This window comes from Emticicia agri, from assembly GCF_004168285.1.
Lineage (GTDB): Bacteria > Bacteroidota > Bacteroidia > Cytophagales > Spirosomataceae > Emticicia > Emticicia agri.
In genome coordinates this window covers 1-3,317 of record NZ_SEWF01000103.1, presented here as the reverse complement: position 1 = coordinate 3,317, position 3,317 = coordinate 1, and the positions used below count along the sequence as shown (strand labels likewise).

Below are 3,317 nucleotides of genomic sequence, written 5' to 3'. Positions count from 1 at the left end.
TTTAACTGATAGGGGTACAGAATATTGTGGTAATAGGGAGCAACACGAATATCAATTATATTTGGCTATAGAAGATATTGACCATACTAAAACTAAAGCCAAAAGTCCTCAAACTAATGGTATATGCGAGCGTTTCCATCGTACTATTCAGGATGAATTTTATGCGGTTGCCTTTCGTAAAAAACTGTATCATTCTTTATCAGAACTACAAAAAGACTTAGATTCGTGGCTGAATCATTATAATACTCAGAGAACTCATACTGGTAAATATTGCTATGGTAAAACACCAATGCAAACTTTTATGGATAGTTTACAGTTAGCTAAAGACAAGCTCTTGGAAGAGGTCTTTAAAATAAACATCTTAGAAGACAATAAAAAAATGACTGAAGTGCCAGTTCAGTCATCTAATCCAGAGTTTAACTGGAATGCTATTAATATGCTATCTGACAGTTAATTTTAGCACCCTTCTGTCAGATTAAGTCTTGTCTATTACAAGAGTATATCTTTTCTGATAAATCGTACACTCTGACAATTATATCCTCTATAATAAGTTTTATCAATTCTTTGAAAATTCAATAGCTTGAAGTCAAACTGATAAACCTGATTGGTACAATCAACCAATAAGTACCGGATGTTTTTATTAGAAGGAGTTAAACCTATGATGTTATTACTTGGAAGAATTTCTTTTTCATCAATATTTATCAAATGAATATTGCCAATCTCCTGCCAAATATCCGGCTTAATTTCTTTTTCAATAATCTTCTTTTGTGTATCAATTCTATAAGCGCATCTATCAACTTCATCAACCCATTTGAGCGTAATAGCTTTTATTGTGAAAGGAGAGAATAATAAAAGGCATAATAAGGTTAGGTTTCTCATTTAGGTTGGGTCTGAAATAATGTATTAGTAACCATTATAATGTAAAATAAGTAGTTTTTTTTATTGAGGGGGATAGTTTTGACCGAAAAATTTAAAACGTGATGGAGAAAAATTTTACAAAGACATATGCAGGGCAATTAATTAAAATAAGTAGAGGGTTTATCTCTCTTTTATTATTGATAAATATTGACATTGTCGATATTCAAGCGCAGGTTTTTACTCAATCTGATACAGATGGCTCAATTACAATAACTCCTAAAGGATTAAGGGGAAAGACTACAAATAATAATATTCGGAATGTGAGTTTGGGAGCTAATTCCCTTCTTAATAATTCAACGGGTAATGACAATACTGCAATTGGATATAATGCATTATATTTTAATTTTAACGGATTTGAGAACACAGCAATTGGAAGTAATTCAATGCAATTCCTTAATAATACGGCTCATTATAATACAGCAGTAGGAGCAGGAAGCATGGGTGGCAATTTAATTAAAGGTGATGGAAATACAGGAGTTGGTAGATGGGCTTTATATAGAATAAAAACAGGGTGTTGTAATACTGGAGTAGGGGAAGGTGCATTATCTTCAGATACAAGTGGAACTTCAAATGTTGCAATAGGTTCTTGGTCTTTAAATTCTCTTAAAAAAAATAATGGCAATACTGCCGTTGGGGTATCAGCATTATATAAATCTGAAGGAAGTGCAAATACGGCTATCGGAAATTATTCATTAGACAAAAATATTAATGGAAATCTGAATGTTGCTGTTGGTTATAATTCTAATGTTGGGTTCGATAATCTTATAAATTCGATAGTAATAGGAGCAAATACTACTGTAAACGCTTCAAATAAAATAAGATTAGGAAATTCTAATATAACAGTTATAGAAGGGCAAGTTGCTTACAGCTATCCATCTGATGGAAGATTTAAGAATAATATTAAAGAAGATATTAAGGGCTTAGATTTTATTACAAAACTTAGACCTGTATCATACAATTTTGATACGCAAGCATTTGACAAATTTACTAATGGAGACGAAGGTTCTCAGAAAACAGACTTTTCAGTCTCAATGAATATAAAACATAATGGCTTTATAGCACAGGAGGTTGAAAAAACAATGAATGAAATAGGATATAATTTTGATGGAATTAGTATTCCTAAAGATAAAAATCAGACTTATAGCTTATCCTATTCACAATTTGTAGTGCCTTTAGTAAAAGCAGTGCAGGAGCAACAGATAATGATTGAATCATTGAAAGAAGAAACTAAAAAACTACTAAATATAGTGGCAGAACTTAAAAAAGAATTGAAAAATGAATAGATGCTCTTCATTTTAGAAAAACTCAAAATAACAGATTGACAATTTTTAAAAAGTAGCAATACTAAATGAAAATAATATGTATCAATTTTACAAAATAAGTAGGAGAGTAATACCATTTTTATTAGTAATTCACATTAATACAATTACTCTTTATGCTCAAATCTCTACTCAATCTGATACAGATGGGTCAATTACCATAAGTCCTAAAGGATTGCAAGGTAAGACTAATAGTAGTTATGATAATACAAATTTAGCATTAGGTAATTATGCGCTTTGGATAAACAGCGCTGGTATGGAGAATACTGCAATCGGGACTTTAGCTCTTAAAAATAACACAACCGGAAGTTGGAATACAGCCAATGGATGCTCGGCTCTCTATAGTAATATGACCGGAAACTATAATACAGCAACCGGACGAGGTGCATTGGCAGATAATATAGGAGGTAGTTGGAATACAGCAGATGGACTTTATGCGCTTAAGGATAATAGAGAAGGGCATCGTAATACTGCCAATGGTGCTTTTGCGCTTCAATTTAACAAGAATGGTTATGAAAATACAGCAAGTGGGTATGAGGCACTTTCTTTTAATACTTTGGGTTTTCAAAATTCAGCTATTGGATTCAATTCTTTATCTAACAATATTGATGGTAATAAGAACACTGCTTTAGGTAATGAGTCAGGTATTGGTAATACTACAGGGTCAAATAATACTTTTATTGGGTATCAGGCTAATGTCTCCAAAAATAATCTAACTAATGCGACTGCTATTGGTAGTGGTGCAATTGTAAATGCTTCAAACAAAGTCCGAATAGGAGATTCAACTGTTACTGTGATTGAAGGGCAAGTACCCTGGACAAACCCATCAGATAGACTACTAAAAGAGGAGACTGTAAATTAAACTGTGTCAAGGTAAAATTTAGTTAAAATGTTAATTTTACTTTAAACACAGTTTTTTTTATGGAAGAGAAAGAAGAATTTGATTTTGAAGAGTTCAAAAAGCAAGCAATTGCCGGCATGTATGCTGGTAAACCTTTTAGTGGAGAGAAAGGGATTTTTGCGCCATTGATGAATCGGATCGCCGAAGCGACATTTTCTGGAAGCAGCTTTAGCGGGGGA

General features: G+C 32.5%; 4 protein-coding genes. 3 read left to right on the top strand and 1 reads right to left on the bottom strand.

All coding sequences use genetic code 11. The features are described from left to right. The coding region (locus EWM59_RS27115; protein WP_229239419.1) for an integrase core domain-containing protein at window positions 1-454 on the top strand (454 nt) is incomplete at its 5' end. Window positions 455-489: 35 nt separating this feature from the next. Here EWM59_RS27115 and EWM59_RS27110 read toward each other — a convergent pair. After that, window positions 490-879 (bottom strand): hypothetical protein, encoded by a 390-nt coding sequence (locus tag EWM59_RS27110; RefSeq protein ID WP_130024332.1) that lies wholly within the window; start codon window positions 877-879, stop codon window positions 490-492. Window positions 880-980: 101 nt separating this feature from the next. On the opposite strand from EWM59_RS27110, the gene EWM59_RS27105 reads away from it, so the two are divergent. Together EWM59_RS27105 and EWM59_RS27100 are read left to right on the top strand one after the other, a co-directional pair. Continuing rightward, window positions 981-2,201: a tail fiber domain-containing protein gene (locus EWM59_RS27105; RefSeq protein ID WP_130024331.1), complete on the top strand. Its 1,221-nt coding sequence runs from the start codon at window positions 981-983 to the stop codon at window positions 2,199-2,201. 76 nt (window positions 2,202-2,277) lie between these two features. After that, window positions 2,278-3,099, top strand: a complete 822-nt coding sequence (locus EWM59_RS27100; protein WP_130024330.1) for a hypothetical protein — start codon at window positions 2,278-2,280, stop codon at window positions 3,097-3,099. Window positions 3,100-3,317: the final 218 nt, after the last annotated feature.